The 16,804-nt window shown below is 57.8% G+C and carries 16 protein-coding genes; 10 read left to right on the forward strand and 6 right to left on the reverse strand.

The genetic code is table 11. The features are described from left to right. Nucleotides 1–24: 24 nt before the first annotated feature. The 4 genes from FOY93_RS11480 (at nt 25) to FOY93_RS11495 (ending at nt 3,429) form a co-directional block, all read left to right on the forward strand. Nucleotides 25–552, forward strand: a complete 528-nt coding sequence (locus tag FOY93_RS11480) for a GNAT family N-acetyltransferase (RefSeq protein ID WP_143345130.1) — start codon at nt 25–27, stop codon at nt 550–552. Between the two features lie 77 nt (nt 553–629). Further along, complete coding sequence (locus tag FOY93_RS11485; protein WP_143345131.1) at nt 630–1,388, forward strand: 5'-nucleotidase, lipoprotein e(P4) family; 759 nt, start codon at nt 630–632, stop codon at nt 1,386–1,388. Between the two features lie 141 nt (nt 1,389–1,529). Beyond that, nucleotides 1,530–2,516 (forward strand): MBL fold metallo-hydrolase, encoded by a 987-nt coding sequence (locus tag FOY93_RS11490; protein WP_143345132.1) that lies wholly within the window; start codon nt 1,530–1,532, stop codon nt 2,514–2,516. Nucleotide 2,517: 1 nt separating this feature from the next. Then, nucleotides 2,518–3,429, forward strand: coding sequence for a LysR family transcriptional regulator (locus FOY93_RS11495; RefSeq protein ID WP_143345133.1), 912 nt, complete (start codon nt 2,518–2,520; stop codon nt 3,427–3,429). Here the strand turns inward: FOY93_RS11495 and FOY93_RS11500 are convergent. Then, nucleotides 3,420–4,304 (reverse strand): LysR substrate-binding domain-containing protein, encoded by an 885-nt coding sequence (locus FOY93_RS11500; RefSeq protein ID WP_008501665.1) that lies wholly within the window; start codon nt 4,302–4,304, stop codon nt 3,420–3,422. The genes FOY93_RS11495 and FOY93_RS11500 overlap by 10 nt on opposite strands. A gap of 113 nt (nt 4,305–4,417) precedes the next feature. On the opposite strand from FOY93_RS11500, the gene FOY93_RS11505 reads away from it, so the two are divergent. Continuing rightward, a complete protein-coding gene (locus tag FOY93_RS11505; RefSeq protein WP_143345134.1) occupies nt 4,418–5,908 on the forward strand; it encodes a UbiD family decarboxylase in 1,491 nt (496 codons plus the stop codon). 25 nt (nt 5,909–5,933) lie between these two features. Here the strand turns inward: FOY93_RS11505 and FOY93_RS11510 are convergent, their stop codons facing one another. Genes FOY93_RS11510 through opgC form a run of 5 tightly spaced genes read right to left on the reverse strand, consistent with a single transcriptional unit; the run spans nt 5,934 to nt 10,040 of the window. After that, nucleotides 5,934–6,359, reverse strand: a complete 426-nt coding sequence (locus FOY93_RS11510; protein WP_111963579.1) for an ATP-binding protein — start codon at nt 6,357–6,359, stop codon at nt 5,934–5,936. Beyond that, nucleotides 6,360–6,698 (reverse strand): STAS domain-containing protein, encoded by a 339-nt coding sequence (locus FOY93_RS11515; protein WP_023292380.1) that lies wholly within the window; start codon nt 6,696–6,698, stop codon nt 6,360–6,362. It lies immediately after the preceding gene. Beyond that, the gene (locus tag FOY93_RS11520) at nt 6,688–7,902 is read right to left on the reverse strand and encodes a PP2C family protein-serine/threonine phosphatase (protein ID WP_143345135.1); all 1,215 of its coding nucleotides are present in this window, start codon (nt 7,900–7,902) and stop codon (nt 6,688–6,690) included. Before FOY93_RS11520 ends, FOY93_RS11515 begins: the two co-directional genes overlap by 11 nt. 9 nt (nt 7,903–7,911) lie before the next feature. Next, nucleotides 7,912–8,811: a hypothetical protein gene (locus tag FOY93_RS11525; RefSeq protein ID WP_143345136.1), complete on the reverse strand. Its 900-nt coding sequence runs from the start codon at nt 8,809–8,811 to the stop codon at nt 7,912–7,914. Between the two features lie 11 nt (nt 8,812–8,822). Further along, nucleotides 8,823–10,040, reverse strand: coding sequence for an OpgC domain-containing protein (gene opgC, locus FOY93_RS11530; protein WP_143345137.1), 1,218 nt, complete (start codon nt 10,038–10,040; stop codon nt 8,823–8,825). Between the two features lie 280 nt (nt 10,041–10,320). Here opgC and FOY93_RS11535 point away from each other — a divergent pair, with 280 nt between their 5' ends. From FOY93_RS11535 to FOY93_RS11555, 5 genes are read left to right on the forward strand one after another with little or no spacing between them, the layout of a single operon-like run. After that, nucleotides 10,321–12,138: a glycosyltransferase family 2 protein gene (locus FOY93_RS11535; RefSeq protein ID WP_115875102.1), complete on the forward strand. Its 1,818-nt coding sequence runs from the start codon at nt 10,321–10,323 to the stop codon at nt 12,136–12,138. Next, nucleotides 12,135–13,454, forward strand: a complete 1,320-nt coding sequence (locus FOY93_RS11540; RefSeq protein WP_143345138.1) for a DUF3131 domain-containing protein — start codon at nt 12,135–12,137, stop codon at nt 13,452–13,454. Before FOY93_RS11535 ends, FOY93_RS11540 begins: the two co-directional genes overlap by 4 nt. Further along, nucleotides 13,451–14,998, forward strand: coding sequence for a DUF3131 domain-containing protein (locus tag FOY93_RS11545; RefSeq protein ID WP_143345139.1), 1,548 nt, complete (start codon nt 13,451–13,453; stop codon nt 14,996–14,998). The genes FOY93_RS11540 and FOY93_RS11545 overlap by 4 nt, the downstream gene beginning before the upstream one ends. Continuing rightward, the gene (locus FOY93_RS11550; RefSeq protein WP_143345140.1) at nt 14,983–16,377 is read left to right on the forward strand and encodes a DUF3131 domain-containing protein; all 1,395 of its coding nucleotides are present in this window, start codon (nt 14,983–14,985) and stop codon (nt 16,375–16,377) included. The genes FOY93_RS11545 and FOY93_RS11550 overlap by 16 nt, the downstream gene beginning before the upstream one ends. Further along, on the forward strand, nt 16,374–16,799 hold the full coding sequence (locus FOY93_RS11555) for a globin family protein (RefSeq protein WP_143345141.1): 426 nt from the start codon (nt 16,374–16,376) through the stop codon (nt 16,797–16,799). The genes FOY93_RS11550 and FOY93_RS11555 overlap by 4 nt, the downstream gene beginning before the upstream one ends. Nucleotides 16,800–16,804 lie beyond the last annotated feature (5 nt).

Below are 16,804 nucleotides of genomic sequence, written 5' to 3' on the forward strand. Positions count from 1 at the left end.
AAATAACTCACTAACGGGAATACTATGCAGATTCGAAAAGGACTCAATACCGACTTCGCGCGCCTTGAATGCTGTGACTTTTCTTTCACCATTAGCCACATTGCCCGGGAGCCGTTTATCCACTGTGATTTGCATATTGAAGCCGTCGCAGAACCGTGGATAAAAACCTACGAACTCGACATTCAAACCCTTGAAAACCACTGCGTTAATCCGGACGCCATATTTCTTGTGGCGGAAACGGATGACGGTGAATTAGCCGGATTTATTACCGCGTCAGTCGGCTGGAATAAGTTTATTTCAGTGGATTATATTGCCGTCGATCGCACCAGACGCAGAACCGGCGCCGCGCAAAAATTAATGGCCGCCGCGCACGTGTGGGCCCGCAGCGTAAACGCGCCGGGATTACGGCTTGAAACACAAAATGTGAACGTCTCAGCCTGTCTGTTTTACCGCAACTACGGCTTTACCCTGGGCGGATACGATCGTTATCTCTACAACGCCTTACCGGAAAAAGACGAGGTCGCCCTGTTCTGGTATTACATGCTGGTCTAGCGGCGCGGCCTTCATATTTCTGTCATTGAATTTCATTACGCTTTCGGGATTTTAACCACGGTGTTGAGGAAAAAAGCGTGAATTCAATGGCTAAGGCATTACTGCTGGCATTACCGGTTTTGAGTGCAGCGGCAACCGCGACGGCTGCCGGGCGCGACCTGTGCGAACCGAAAGCGTACGAAATGGCGCTGCGCTATCAGCAGAAATCGGCAGAGATTATGGCCCTTCAGCTGCAAACCTATCGGTTTGCCACCGAGCGTTTCAACGAAAAGTTAAAGGATCTGAAAACGCCCGAAAACTACGCCGTGGTAATGGATCTGGATGAAACGGTGCTGGATAACACCCCTCTGCTGGTGCGCGACACCGAGCAGTGTCACGACTATACAAAATGGGACACCTGGAGCGACTGGGAAAAACAGGGAAAACCCGGCTTAATTCCGGGCGCGAAGGCGTTTCTTGACCATGTGAATCAGAGCAACGTCCGTATCTATTACGTCTCGGACCGTATGCAGGAAAATAAAGCCGATACGCTCAGGACGTTAAAAGCCCTGGGACTTCCGCAGGTGTCCGATGAAAGCGTGCTTCTGGACACGGTCAGCAAGGAAGAGCGCCGCCAGAGCATCCTCAAAAAGCAGCAGATCGTGATGCTGTTCGGCGACAGCCTGCCGGACTTCGCCGTGCAGTTTAAAAACAAAAAGCCGAGCGAGCAGCAGCGTGAGCTGGTTGAAGCCAGCGCCGAACGCTTCGGCAACGACTGGATTGTGCTGCCTAATGCCGCTTATGGCTCATGGTCCAAAGCCACGCCGGACAGCTGGAACGTACCGCTGAAAAAATAATGTCTACGGGCCGGGAAAGCTATCGCGCGCCTTCCCGGCCCTTCGGTTTCCTATCCATCCCGTTTATAGGTCCTATCATTTCTGGGCAGGTTCTTATAATTTTACGGAGCAGTAAGATGAGCACTTTCAAAGGAGACTCGTATGCTTACCGTGAAAAAACTTGCTCTTTCCACGCTGATTTCCAGTTCACTGCTTTTTTACCCTGCGCTCCAGGCCGCGGCGGAGACGCCCCAGCACGTCGTTAAACAACCGGCGGGCGGTTACAGCGTGCAGGTCGGCGACGTTCTGGTCACCTCGTTTACCGACGGGACCGTCGCGCAGGATCTGCACAAGCTGCTGCGCCGGACAACGCCGCAAAACATTGATGCGCTGCTCGCGAAAAACTTTCAGACCAACCCGGCTGAGGTCTCCATCAACGCTTTTCTGATTGCGATACCCGGACATAAAATTCTGGTGGATACAGGCTCGGGCCAGCTCTTTGGCCCTGATACCGGCGGACGTCTGGTTGAAAGCCTCGCCACGCAGGGGATAAAACCCGAGGACATCACTGAAGTCCTGCTGACCCACGCCCACTCCGATCATGCCGGTGGTCTGGTGAAGGATGGCAAGGTGGTGTTCAACAACTCGCGCGTTTTCGTTGGCAAACCGGATATCGACTTTTTCTTTAACGACGACAATCAGAAGAAAACCGGCTACGGCAAGAACTACTTTGACGTCGCGCAGAAGACCTTAAAACCCTATCTGGATGCGGGAAAAGTGGTGCCGTTTAGCGGCACATCGGAGATTCTACCGGGGCTGACCGGCACGGTTCATCCCGGCCACACGCCGGGCTCAGCCTTCTACACGCTGACGAGCAAAGGCGAGAAGATCACCTTTGTCGGCGACATCATTCATGCCGCGGCGGTTCAGTTTCCGCAGCCTGCGGTGACCATCACCTACGATGAAGATGAGAACAAAGCGGCAAGCGTTCGCGAGCATGCGTTCGCTGACTTTGTGAAAAACAAGGACCTGGTTGCCGCCCCGCACCTGCCTTTCCCGGGCATCGGCTATGTGACGAAAGGCGAGAAAGGCGGCTATGCCTGGGTCCCTGTGACCTATACCAACCGTGACGCCAGCAGCGCGAAATAGGATGACGCCCATCTCTGATATGGACATAGACCTGATCCTGACGCTGGACGCCCTGCTTCAGGACAGGAATATCACCCATGCGGCCGCGCGGCTGGGCATCAGCCAGCCCGCGCTGTCCGCCCGTCTGGCGCGTCTGCGCACGCTGTTTGGCGAACCGCTGTTTATTCCCTCCCCGCATGGACGCGGGGTATTGCCCACGCCGCGCGCGGAAGCGCTCAGGCCGCAGGTGGCAAGCGTGCTGCGCGGCATCAGCGCGATGTTTGCGCCCACCGCGTTTGATGCGCAAACCAGCAGCCGGACCTTTGTAATCGCGCTGCATGAGAATCCGGCGCTGATGCTCGGCACCGGGCTGCTTAACCAGATTAGAACCTATGCCCCCGGTATCCGCCTGCGCTTCGCCCTGCCGGAGATAGCTGACCTGCCGCAGCAGCTGGAAAACGGCGATGTGGATATCTACATTGGCGTGAGCGCAGGAGCCCATGACGGATGGGTGAGGCGCAAACTCCTTGACGACGCGTTTGCCACCGCCCAGCGTAAAGGCCATCCGCGCGGAACGGGTCCGTTAGATCTGGATAGCTACTGCGCGCTTTCCCATCTGGTGGTGTCGTCGGCGGGAGATCCGTTTACCGGCTATGTCGACCAAACCCTCGCCGGGCTGGGCTACCAGCGACACGTCGCCATGTCCACCCAGAGCTACGCCGTGGCGCCTGCGCTGGTTGCCGGTACCGACCTGGTGTGCACCCTGCCGGAACGGATGCTGAAGCAGTTTGCCAGCACGCTGGATCTCTTTGCACCACCGCTGCCGCTCCAGCCGATTACCATCAACATGTACTGGCACCCGAAAAACAGCCAGGATCCGGCGAATGCCTGGCTGCGCGAACAGCTGCTGCGGGCCGCCGGACGTCAGGTGTGATCGAGCGTTACCAGAAACTTTTTAAGCACCTCTGAGCGAATAATCCGGTGGCAAACCAGGGTGAGTTCGCTCTCCCGCAGCCGGTCGAGTATGTCCACGTAGACGACATTCTCGACGCTCACCGCCTTTGCCGACGCGGGCAGCAGCGCCAGCCCAAACCCCGCCGAAACCAGGCTTATCACCGTGGGCACGTCGGTCGCATTCTGCACGACGTCCGGCTGAAAGCCCGCTCCGCTGCAGGCGTCATAGAAGTACTGCTCCAGCCCCATTCCCTCCGGATCGCGCAGGGAGATCCATTTTTCGTCTTTCACCGACGAAAGCGTCAGGGCGGCGGATCCGGCCAGCGGATGCTGACGATACAGCGCCAGCACCGTTTTCTCCGAGGCAAACGGGCGGCTTTGCAGATCGTCCGGCAGCGACGGCAGCGGCGCGCGGATGATGGCCACATCCAGCTGGTTGCTCTGCACGGCGGCGTAGAGCGTCTGCACGTTTCCGGTCATCAGGGACATGGTAATGGCCGGCCAGCGGCTGTGCATCTGGCGAAGCGCGGCGGGCAGCCTGCCGTCAAACATCGCGCTCGACACGCACCCGAGGTTTAACACACCCTGCTCGCCCCGTGCCGTTTGTCTGGCGTCCAGCACCGCCTGTTCGGTCAGCGAGATGGCGAGCCTGGCCTTTACCAGAAACGCTTCGCCCGCGGGCGTCAGGGTTAAGCGGCGGTTCGCCCGGCTGAAAAGCGTGACGCCTAAACGTTCTTCCAGCGCCTTTATCTGCTGGCTCAGCGCCGGCTGCGCCATGTTCAGACGCTCGGCGGCCCGGTGCATGTGGAGCTCTTCGGCCACGACGATGAAGTGGCGCATCTGACGAAACTGCACGAGACGTCTCCCTGTATTGATATAGATTTACTTATCAATTTAACAGTAATGATGCAATTGATGCTATTGGTCATTGCCATAAAAATGGAGGGATTCAACCGAGGGAGGAAAATATGGAACACAAGGTTAACGATCTCCGCAGCGCCATCGCCTTACTGCAGCGCCACGACGGGCAGTATATTGAAACCGATCGTCCGGTCGACCCCAACGCCGAACTGGCGGGCGTCTATCGCCATATCGGCGCAGGCGGCACGGTCAAACGCCCAACCCGCACGGGCCCGGCGATGATGTTCAACAGCATTAAGGGCTTTCCGCACTCCCGCATCCTGGTGGGCATGCATGCCAGCCGCGAGCGCGCGGCGCTGCTGTTAGGCTGCGAGCCTTCTGAACTGGCAAAGCACGTCGGCCAGGCGGTGAAAAAGCCGGTTGCGCCGGTTGTCGTTCCGGCCGCGCAGGCTCCCTGTCAGGAGCAGGTCTTCTATGCTGACGATCCTGACTTCGATCTGCGCAAGCTGCTTCCGGCCCCGACCAACACGCCGATTGATGCGGGTCCGTTCTTCTGTCTGGGACTGGTGCTGGCAAGCGATCCGGAAGACAGCTCGCTGACGGATGTCACCATTCACCGCCTCTGCGTGCAGGAGCGCGACGAGCTTTCCATGTTCCTTGCCGCCGGGCGCCACATCGAAGTGTTCCGCAAAAAGGCGGAAGATGCCGGAAAACCACTGCCGGTGACGATCAACATGGGTCTCGACCCCGCCATCTATATCGGCGCGTGCTTTGAGGCCCCTACCACGCCGTTTGGCTACAACGAGCTGGGCGTCGCCGGGGCGCTGCGCCAGCAGCCGGTCGAGCTGGTGCAGGGCGTGGCGGTCAAAGAGAAAGCCATCGCGCGGGCGGAAATCATCATCGAAGGTGAACTGCTGCCGGGCGTGCGCGTGAGAGAGGATCAGCACACCAACACCGGCCACGCGATGCCGGAGTTCCCGGGCTACTGCGGCGAGGCGAACCCCTCCCTGCCGGTGATTAAAGTGAAAGCCGTGACCATGCGAAACCACGCGATCCTGCAGACGCTGGTGGGTCCGGGGGAAGAACATACCACGCTGGCCGGACTGCCGACGGAGGCCAGCATCCGCAATGCCGTTGAAGAGGCAATTCCGGGTTTCCTGCAAAACGTCTATGCCCATACCGCGGGCGGCGGCAAGTTCCTCGGGATACTGCAGGTGAAAAAACGCCAGCCGTCAGACGAAGGACGTCAGGGCCAGGCGGCGCTTATCGCCCTGGCCACCTATTCGGAGCTGAAAAACATTATTCTTGTCGACGAAGACGTGGATATTTTCGACAGTGACGACATCCTGTGGGCGATGACGACGCGCATGCAGGGCGATGTCAGCATCACCAATATACCGGGGATCCGCGGCCACCAGCTGGATCCGTCCCAGTCGCCGGATTACAGCACCTCGATTCGCGGAAACGGCATCTCCTGCAAGACGATCTTCGACTGCACGGTGCCGTGGGCGCTGAAGGATCGCTTCGAGCGTGCGCCGTTTATGGAGGTGGATCCGCGTCCGTGGGCGCCGGAGCTGTTTGCTGGCAACGCTAAATAAAAACACCGCGCGTATGGCCCGCGGGTCATACGCTGATTTTCTTTTCAAGCGTGGCGATGTTTTCACCCGTCACGCGTTCCACAGTGAAACGATCGACGCTCAGTAAAATGAGCATCAGCCCCCTGCCGCTCTCCAGCAGCGGCGAGATTTCACAAAAACGGTCTCGCCTGGCGGCCTCAAGCCGCTCCAGCGGGAACGCGTCACCCGCGTCGGTAAAAACAATGCAGACATCGCTGTCGCGGATGTCGAACCGTACGCTGAATGCGCGCGAGGCATCCTCATGCAGCGCGTGGCGGATGATATTCGTCGCCACCTCACAGACGGCGAGATCGAGCGCGAAACGCCACTCGTCATCTACGGGAAGCGCCCTCAGCCGCTCTTCCAGCCAGCCGGCCAGCGGCGTCAGGGAACCGAGCACCGCCGGAAATTCTGCCTGCACCGGCGTCTGCATCTACTGCCCCAGCTGCGCAAGCGCGCTGCTTTTATCCGGATAGATACGGAATATGCGATCCATGCGGGTCAGGGTGAACATATTCATTATCCCGGGGTTCAGGGAGCACAGCGCCATGTCGCCTTTCCCGTTCATCAGCTTAAACAACGACACCAGCATTCCCAGCCCGCTGCTGTCGATGAAATCCACTTTGCTGAAGTCGACAATCAAGGCCTTGCGATCGTCGCCAATTTCCTCCGTCACGGACGCTTTAAACGTCGCGGCAACGGAGGCATCCAGCCGCCGGACTGCGGGCGTGAGAATGTTGGCATGCGGTAGTCGTTCGGTGTTAATAATCATTCTGTTCTCCCTGACGCTCGATCACGAGCAGTGAAACGTCATCGGTTAAGGCGGTCGGTTCATCACGATTTGCGTTGCGCCAGCCGGTCAGGTGGTCACCGAACCGCGGCAGGAGCTGGTCAACCGGAAGTCGGGCATGGTCATGAAGCCAGCGTTCGAGACGCTGCGGGCCAAACTGCTCGCCGCTGACGTTCTCACACTCCGTGATACCGTCACTGAATAAGCATAAGCGATCCCCCGGATTGAGGGTAAACGCGACGTCCTCCCAGCTGAGGTCAGGCATCAGACCCACCGGCGGGCCGCCATCGCCCACGGACGTGACGGCGCTGTCTGCGTTCACAATGACGGGAGTAGGATGCCCGGCCTGACACAACACCCCTCGTCCGCTCTCGGGGTCGATTACCCCGTAGATAATGGTGAAATAGCTGGTAATGTCGCTCTCTTCACTGCAAAAGCGGCTGTTCAGGATCCTGATCACCTCCGCAGGCGACTGAATGCCGCCCCGATCGGTAAACAAAAAACGGTCTACCACCCGACCATGTAAGAACTGGCGCGCCACCGCGAGGGACATCATCGCGGCCCCCACGCCGTGACCGGACACATCCACGCAATAGAACCCAATGTGAGAATCGAGTGGAAAAATATTGAACACATCGCCTGAGACCCACGCAGACGGCATGAAAAGCCAGTCGGAAAAGTAGTTCCCAAAACGTAAGCGGTGCGAAGGCAGCACCGAGTGCTGAACGCGCGCCGCGAGTTCAAGATCCTGTTCAATCTGATGCAACGCTTCACTCAGGCGCTTGTTGTGCGCCGCGAGGGTCGCCTCCAGGGTCAAAATACGGCCCCCGGCGTGGAGCCGCGCCCGCAGTTCATCCTGCTCGACCGGCTTGCTTAAAAAGTCGTCCGCCCCGGCATCAAAGCCCTGCGTTAAATCTCCTGCATTCTCGCGGGCCGTCAAAAGAATGATATACACATAGTGGCCAAACTGACGGTTGCGGATGGTCTGACACAGCGTGAGACCGTCCATTTCCGGCATGTCCCAGTCGCTTATCACCATGCTGATCGGCTGGCTGGACAGTATTTCCAGCGCGGCGACGCCATTTTCCGCCTCGCTCACGATATACCCCCACAGGGTGAGCATTCTGGAGAGTAACCGACGATAAATCAGCGAATCTTCAACGATTAACACGTGCAGCGCCGACATGTATCCCTCCTATAGCGGTAAGAACCAGATGAGGCTCACGGTCCCTTCTCTGAATTTTGCATTCCCGTTTCCGTGCCCCGGATAGCGCGTCCCCGCATAGTTCGCGTACTGGATGGAGAACGAACCCGGCGTATAGCCGGCATAACCGAAGCTGTAGCTGTAATCGCCGTTCCAGGGCTGCTGCTGGCTGCTGTCCGGGAACCAGAATGCCGTCGCGCGAACGAAGAAATGTTGTTTGAAGGTGTAGCCGCAGCCGCCGAGCATAACGTTTTTATTTTTGCGAATGTCATCGCTGCTGAGGTCGTAGTAGCGCGGCACCCAGCTGTACCCGACCTGGCAAATGATGGAGTCCCCTTTATTAATCAGGAGCGTGTTTTCGACCGGTTTCGGTAGCGAAAACTTGTAGGCCAGCGTAAAGGCGCCCTGTTCGAAATAGGTATGTCGTCGGCTACCCGACGTCCAGAAGTGGTTATCGCCGTAGTTGCTGTAAACCAGGCTCACCGTGTTGGCGTGCCAGTCATCGTAGCCGAAGCTGTAGCGAAAATCGGCGGTGTAGCGGCTGGTGTCTCTGACCGGCAGTCGGGACGTGATGTTGGCAAACCAGAAGCTGTAGGGGGAATACTGAAGGCTGAGATTTAGCGTCTGGTTAAACTTTTTCTTTTCCGTGGCGGTGTCTGAACTGTTCGGAATGCTCATCCACTGCTCTTTCAGTCCCGAGCTAAAGCTCAGCGCACCTGAGAATTTCTTGTCGTTACCCGAGAACAGGCGCCCCCAGCGGCTGGTAAAGACGCCAGCCTGAACGGGTTCACCGTTCTTATCGCGCAGGGATTCATTTTCACTGCTTTTCGCCGCCTCCGCGGCGGGTATCGCGGCGAGCAGCACGCCCGCCAGAAGCCATTTTTCGCGCATAACCGCCATCCTTAGTTAGGTATCCAGCGTGCGCCGACGTCGTATTTTGCCATCAGCCACAAAATACCCAGTGCCGCCGCATGCACTAACGTGTTCTCTATCCAGGCGTGACGCCATAAGTCGAAGGTGATGAACTGGCTCACCAGCAGCACCACGTACACATGCAAAATAAAGGTATAAAGCGAGTGCTGGCCGAGCGGGATCAGGAACCATCCCAGCAGGCGGTTGAGCGGCGTCCAGCAATACGTCAGCACCAGGTAGACGGTGACCATCAGGGCGATATCGTTTAACACCCTTACCGGGCCCAGCCCGTTCTTCGCCGCCCAGGTGTGATAAAACGAATTGAAGCTGTCAGGCGGGATGACGTGCATCAGCAGCGCGGGCGGCATAAACGGGTTGGTATGGTTCTGGGCGACAAATCCCAGCACCAGCGACACCATAACCAGCGCCACTACCACCCCTTTCCCCGGCGGCGTCCGGGCGAAAGAGAGCAGTTCGGCTTTATACCAACCGCTGGCCATGCCCAGCACAAAGATGAACTGCCAGGCGAGCAGCGGGAAGGCAAATTCGAATTCCGACGGCGTCAGCCGAAGCGGCCAGCGCTGCCACAGGCCGTACACCAGCAGCGACAGCCCCAGCAGCCACCAGACTTTTCCTTTCTGCAGCATCCCCAAAAATAGCGGGCTGAGTAGCAGCAAAAAGATATACAGCCCCAGAATTTGCGTCTGATGGGGGCCAATCTGCAAATAGAGAATAATGTTGAACCAAGTCTCTTTAATTTGCGGCGTAACAGGATAAAGCGACCAGCTTTCACCCGAAAAACGGTCGGTAAAATGGGTGACCTCGAAAACATTAATATGTGGGATATAGGCCAGGAGAATAAAGGACACTATGATAATGATATTTACACGATATATTTTCCATGCCCTGAGATAAAGCCCCCAGGAAACCGTGAGCAAAACCACTTTTTGCAAACGCGCGCGGTTCAGCATGCCAAGCATAAACCCCGAGAGAATAACAAAACCTTCTGCACCCGTTGTTAACCCAAAACGCTCCCAGGAGAATATATTAAATACCGACATCACCTCCGTATGCGCCACGACCATCATGACGAGGGCAATGCCGCGCATAAAGTCGATTCTCAGGTCCCTGGCACCTGCAACGGCATACCTCCATGTTGTTGATTTAGCGTCATCTTCTTGCGCTACCGACGGCGCAACATGGCTCATAGGGTGTCCTTTGCCTGAAAACGAAAATTAAGGTCTAAATAAAGTAGATAGCCTAAAGGAATAGTAACCGCAATTTATCGTCAGCAGATGAAAGATATTAAGCAGAATTTAAGCTGAATTAACCACCGCTAAATATTAATAAAAACGCGGCTGGACACTTTTATTCGGCGTTCTACACTTATCTTAAATCTTGTTTAATCGCTATTTTCTTACGCTTTTGGGTAACTGTCTGCGCAGCAGAATGGGTCTGCATTTTCACGGAATCAGGAACGCCGGAACTATGGATTTTTATTTTTCCCGTTTTGAACATCGTCGTCCTCCGGAACCGTTAACAACACCGCGCTGGGTAATGATGACCTGGCAGGTGTTGGCGGTCGCGGCGCTTATTCTGGGTGCCAATTATATTTACTGGCGCTGGACCGCCTCCCTGAATACTGACGCATTATGGTATGCCATTCCGCTGGTCCTCGCCGAAACCCTGGCGTGGATTGGCACCGTGCTGTTTACCATCAATTTGTGGAAAGAACAGGATCCTCCTCAAAGTCCGCCGCCCGGCGAAATTAACGAATGTCTGTCGCCTGAGGAGGCCGTTGAGCCCCGTCCCGTAAAGGTGGATTTGTTCATTGCCACCTACTCGGAAGACACCGAGCTGGTCAGGCTGTCCATTCGCGACGCCCTGAAGATGACGTACCCGTTCCCGATTGACTACCGGATCCACGTGCTTGATGACGGCCGCCGCCCGGAGATGAAAGCCGTCTGTGAAGAGGAAGGCGTTAACTATATCACTCGCCAGACCAACATCGGCTTTAAGGCCGGCAACCTGCGCAACGGCCTTGAGCAAACCGACGGCGATTTCATTGTTATCTGCGACGCCGATACCCGGGTATTTCCCACCCTGCTCAGCCATACGCTGGGCTATTTTCGCGATCCGGACGTGGCCTGGGTACAGACGCCGCAGTGGTTCTTCGATCTTCCGGAAGGGGAAAACCTGTCGCGCTGGGGCCAGCGAAAAGCCGGAAAAGTGGGCTACGGTCTGGGCTGGCTGATTCAAAAGTGTGTTGGCCCGGTCACGATAGGCCGCGACCCGTTTTTTAACGATCCGCGCATGTTCTATGACGTGATCCTGCGGCGGCGCAACTGGGCGAACGCGGCTTTTTGCTGTGGCGCGGCGTCCATTCACCGTCGCGAGGCGGTCATGCAGGCCGCGCTGAGAAGCTACGTCTGGTCCGTCGAAGAGGAGATCCATCGTCATACGCGCGACATTCGCGATGAGGAGACCCGGGACGCGCTGCAGAATGCAATGCGTCCGCACGTGGCGTTTGACACCGAGCTTACCCCCTACAAATTCCACGTCTCGGAAGATATTTACACCTCGGTGCTGCTGCACGGTGACGCCGCACGACGCTGGCGCTCGGTTATGCATCCGCGGGTTGAATCGAAGATGCTCTCTCCGCAGGATATGCTCACCTGGATGATCCAGCGCTTTAAGTACGCCGCCGGCTCGCTGGATATTTTGTTTCATGACAACATCTTCAGCCGTCGCCGCTTCAGGCTCTCTCTGCCCCAGACGCTGATGTATGCCACCACCTTCTGGTCATACATGGCCTGCGTATGGAACACGGTGTTTTTGATTTCACCCATTATCTATTTGTTCACCGGCATTCCGCCGGTGTCCGCCTGGTCGACGCCGTTCTATCTGCATTTTCTGCCGTTTTTTATTTTCTCCGAGCTGGCCTTTATGTTCGGCACCTGGGGGATCTCGGCCTGGGACGGCAGGGCCTCATACCTCTCCTTCTTTTCCATGAACCTGCGCGCGCTCAATACGGTGCTGCGGGGCGAACAGATCAAATTTCACGTCACGCCAAAAGAGCGGCAGACGGGCCGTTTTCTCTACCTGGTGAAGCCGCAGATTGCCATCGTGGTACTGACCCTCGCAGGGCTTATCTGGGGCGGTATCCAGGTGGCGCGTGGACAGGTGGACGACCCCTCCGGCTATGTCATCAATATTTTCTGGGGAGGGGTGAACATCGCCGCCATGCTGCCGCTGATTTTCGCGGCCATGTGGACGCCCGCTGAAGAGGATGAGGTCACCCAATGAGGATACGTGATGCCCTGCTGCCCGCGCGCAGCTACCTCACCATTTTGCTCGGCTTCCTGATCGGCTTAGCCATTGTGGTCTGGGTGGAGAAACAGATGCCCACGCGCGTGGAAAGCAGCGGCGGCATCGCGCTCAGTAAAGACTTTCCGCCGCTGCCCACAAAACGGGCGCTGACCTATGACGAAGCCATCTGGGCACGGGTCGCCTGGCAATACTACGTGAATAATACCCAGCCAAACGGGCTGGCGAACGCCAGCGACGGTGAACCCTGGCTGAGCCTCTGGAGCGTGGGAAGCTACCTGTTTGCGACCGCTGCCGCAGAGCAGCTCAATATTATTTCCGCCGATGAGTTTGACGAGAGAGTCAGCACCGCCGTGTTCACGCTGGGGCAACTGCCGCTCAATGACAAAGGTCTCCCCGCCGCCTATTACCATGCGGACACGCTCAAGATTCTGGGCAAGCCTGACGCCTCCGCAATCGGTCTGAGCCGGCTGCTGACGGCATTACAGACCCTGCTGTGGCGCTATCCCCAGCACGCGGCGGCTATCCACGATCTGTTTAGCCTCTGGAACACCGGCGCTCTGATTGAAAATAGCGCTCAAAGTCAGGCAGCCGTGCCGCTCCATCACTGGACGCTGACCGATGATGAACAGCGAGACAGCTTTGGCTACCGTCTCTATGCCAGCCATACGCTGCGCCTGATTGACAGCGCGGCAGGACTCGCGGTGACCAACCCGCCTGAAGGGCAAAAGATGATCGATCTGGATGGCGTAATGGTGCCCGATGAAGGGCTACGTACGCCCTGGGGCAAGCAAACTTCGCTGATTAGTCTCCCCTACCTGTTAACCGGTCTTGAGCTGGGCTTTGATGCGCAGAGCGCTGAAATTGCGTGGCGAATTATGCAGATCCAGCAGCGGCGCCACGGCCTGCGCGCGCCAAAACCGCCGATCAGCACGGATTATGCCGAACCCGCGCCGGATTACGTTAACGATCTGCCGGACAGGCAGCCGGTACAGGCGCGTAACCTGCGCGACGAGGTGCCGGAGAAAGTGGCGATTACCTCCACCCGCACCGCGTTTGCCTGGTATGCCCTTTTCCGCAACAGCTGGAGCGAAGCGCTGCGCCAGCAGGTTCTGGCCCTTCAGGTGCCGGGTAAAGGCTGGCAGCGCGGGTTAAATCTCAACAACAGCGTCAATGCCGTCGTAGACGCCGATACCAATGCCATTGTGCTGGAAAGTCTGTCTTACATCGCGCATGGCCAGATGCTCTGTCTGGCCTGCCTCTACACTTCCCCCTCAGCAGGAGCAACGCCATGAAGCCACGATCCCCGATCCTTTTCCACCTGCTCACGGGAATAACGATCTGCTGGCTGGCCTTATCGACCGTGCGTGCGGACACCGAGCTCCCTGCATCAGGTTACTCCCCGCGCAGCGGCGAGCTGACCGCCCGGGAGATGACCATCGCGAAAAACGCCTGGCAGTATTTCGTCACCAACTATCAGCCCACGACGGGCCTGGTGAATGCGGTCAACAAATATCCCTCCACCACCATGTGGGACAGCGCCTCCTATCTGGCCGCCCTGACGGCGGCGCGCGAGCTCGGGATCGTTGATAAAGCGGAATTTGACCGCCGGATGCTGAAATTCCTCGCCACGTTAAACACCCTGGTACTGTTCCGCAACGAGCTCCCCAACAAGGCCTATAACACCATCAGCGGCCAGAAAGTGGACTACACCAACAAGCCCGGCGAAATTGGCTTCTCGGCGCTGGATATCGGGCGAATGCTGGTCTGGCTGAAAATCATCAAAGAGCGTTATCCGGAATACGGCAACAGCATTGATAACGTGGTGCTGGGCTGGGATTTTAGCCACGCGATCGACCCCTGCGGCACGCTGTACGGGGCCTATCTGGAGAACGGCCAGCCGAAGTACGTTCAGGAAGGGCGGCTGGGCTATGAAGAGTACGGCGCGGCCGGTTTCCAGCTGTGGGGGTTTAATACCTGTAAAGCCAGCCGTCCGCAGCCTTACGAGCTTGCCGAGATCTACTGCGTGCTGGTCCCGTACGATACGCGCGATCCACGCAACACGTCGCAGCATAACTACGTGGTGACAGAATCTTACCTGCTTTACGGGCTGGAGTTCGGCTTTGACAAACCGACCGACCGGGATAACGCCCCGCGCGACTACTCCCTGACGTGGATGAAAAACTTTGCCGACCGCGTTTATCAGGCTCAGGAAAACCGCTATACCATTACCGGCGTCCTCACCGCGCGCTCCGAGCACCAGCTCGATAAGGCCCCTTACTTCGTCTATGACACCGTCTTCAGCGACGGATACAACTGGAACACCATTACCGATAAGGGACAGTTCGTCCCTAACGCTGCCGCGATTTCGCTGAAGGCGGCGCTGGGCATGTGGGTGCTGTGGAACTCCCCCTATACCGACCGCCTGCTGAATACCATTGAGAATGCCAACGAAGAGGGAAAAGGCTACTACGAAGGGCTGTATGAAAACGGCGACGGCCCGATCAAAGAGTTCACCGCGAACAACAACGGCATCATGCTGGAGGCCCTGTTGTTCAAAAAAGAGGGAAAACTGCTGGCCTTCAACACCGACAATCCGAAGAGCAAGGATTTTGCCCCGTCTCTGTGGGATCAAAAGCTGCTCGATCAGTTTGAAGAGAACAACACGCTGCGCAGCCGCCCGTTCCTTACCAGCACACCGGCCGTAAAAAGCTGGTGCGACCGGACCGGCGTCACGCAGCGCACCAAACCCGCCTGCCAGGCCTGCCAGTGCGCGTCATGCAGCGCGGACGAGCCCGTTAAACTGCCTCCGGTGACTGCGCAATGCTTAAAACCTTAGCCAGAGGGCTTGCGGGATTACTCCTTGCAGGCGCGATCGTCTTTGCGCTGTTTGCCCATCAGGGCGCAGGCTGGCGCTGGCTCATCAGTGGCGGCTGGCACTCGAGCGCGCGTATTGCCGCCCTGACGCCGGAAGAGCGGACGTGGGCGGCGATCGCCTGGCGCTATTTCGTCAATAATACCCAGCCGCAAACCGGGCTGGTCAACGGCAGCGACAAACAGCCCCGCGTCACGCTCTGGCAAATGGGCGACACGCTTATCGCCCTGCTGGCGGCCAAAGAGCTGGGGCTGATTGACGACGCCGAATATGACGCTCGCCTGACGCGGCTGATGGGCACCCTTAACCGCCTGATGCTGACCGAGGCCCGGACGCCGGGTCGACTCTATTCCAGCCAGACGGCGACGCCGATCGACTTTAGCGGCAAGCCCGTTAAAAATGGCTGGTCCGCGCGCGATATGGCGCGTCTGATGCTCGCCCTGCGCCTCACCGCAGAGCGGAAACCGCAGTACAGCGAATACCTGGATAAAATCATTCTGCGGTGGAATTTCTGTCCGGTCATCGATCGTGAAGGCGAACTATGGTCATCTTCCCTGCAAAACGGCCAGCCGGTGGTGCGCGAGGAGCTGCGCCTGGGCGAGAGCGAATATGCCGCAACGGCGTTTCAGCTGTGGGGGTTTTCCCCGGAGAAAGCGTTTACGCCCCCGGCGCACCACGTCATCATCGCCCAGCGGCGTCTGGCCGTCGATGCCAGGGATCCGCGCACAACGTGGCAGCCCTCCCTGATCGCCACCCTTCCCTATATGCTGCCGGGCCTGGAGTTTGGCTGGGAGCCCGAAGGCGTTGCGGCCGATCGGCAAAAGCACCTGCGCAAGCAGGCCGAAAACGTCTGGCTGAGCCAGAAGAGCCGCTGGGAGACCGATAAGATCCTGACGGCCAGGGCAGATTTCTCGCTTCCGCAGGCGCCCTGGCATATCCAGGATACGGTCTGGGGAAATGGCTATGCCTGGAACTCTGTCGGTGACGATGGTCGGGACTACACCCGTTTCGCGCAGGTATCGACCAAAGCGGTCTTTGCCCTGTGGGCCCTGTGGGACACCCCGTACACCGACGTGCTGATGGCGGTGACAAAGCATCTTAACGATCCGCAAAAAGGCTGGTACGAAGGCCGCCAGGAAGCCACGGGCGATACTAACGCTGCGCTCACCCTTTCCACCAATGCCACGGTGCTGGAAGCCCTGTTCTTCAAACACAACGCGGGCCCCCTGTTTGACGCCCGCCGGGCTAAAAAAGAGAGCTACTTTACGCGCCGTGTGGCAGATGAATATACGCCCGTCGGGCACTGTCTACCGAGCGAAAACGCCGTAAGGAGGACGCCGTGAAATTTTACCGCGATCTGTTTGAATCCAGCCTGAACCGCGTCTTTCCGGATAATGATAAAAAGGCGTTTTTCCAGACGTTCTATGACGCCTTCGTTCATATGTCGCCCGAGACGGAGCAGCATTTTTCTCGCCTGCCGGATAGCGAGGGTCAGCAGACTCTGTTTAAGAGTTTCTTCGCCATGCTTGCGGTAGACGGCGCGTTAATCGTGCCTGATTTTCTCGAGCGCCTGGCGCGGGAGCAAAGCGACGACGGTCTCCACCTCCCCCCGCGTTTTTTCGCCCTGTGGCGCGAAGCGATGTTGAACACCGTGAGCCTGCGCGATCCGCAGTGCGACGATGAGATCCTGACAGCCTGGGCCATGGCGATCGCGCCCGGGCTGGAATACCTGCGCCGGCAGGCAGAACTGCACTACCGCGCGTAGGAGGA

It is taken from the genome of Enterobacter sp. 18A13 (genome assembly GCF_007035975.1).
Taxonomy (GTDB): domain Bacteria; phylum Pseudomonadota; class Gammaproteobacteria; order Enterobacterales; family Enterobacteriaceae; genus Enterobacter; species Enterobacter vonholyi.